Below are 443 nucleotides of genomic sequence, written 5' to 3' on the forward strand. Positions count from 1 at the left end.
TTTAAAGAGTGCGTAATAGCTCACTAGTCGAGTGGCTCTGCGCCGAAGATAAACGGGGCTAAAACTTACTACCGAAGCTTTGGATACAGAAATGTATGGTAGAGGAGCATCGTATACTGGGAAGAAGCAAATTCGTAAGGATTTGTGGACTGTATACGAGAGAGAATGTTGGCATGAGTAGCGCAAGGCAGGTGAGAATCCTGCCCGCCGAAAATCTAAGGATTCCTGAGGAAGGTTCGTCCGCTCAGGGTTAGTCGGGACCTAAGCCGAGGGCGAAAGCCGTAGGCGATGGATAACAGGCAGAGATTCCTGTACCACCGGAGGTCGTTTTAAGCGAAGTGGGGACACAGAAGGATAGACTGAGCACGCCGCTGGTAGAGCGTGTCCAAGCGTCGAGGTAGGCAATGTAGGCAAATCCGCATAGTCAATACTGAGGCGTTACG

General features: G+C 50.8%; 1 rRNA gene. It reads left to right on the top strand.

The features are described from left to right. Nucleotides 1–443 (top strand): 23S ribosomal RNA (locus D1155_RS15490); the annotation flags it as partial.

This window comes from Anaerotruncus sp. 80 (assembly GCF_009936115.1).
GTDB classification, from domain to species: Bacteria; Bacillota; Clostridia; order Peptostreptococcales; family Anaerovoracaceae; genus Senimuribacter; species Senimuribacter intestinalis.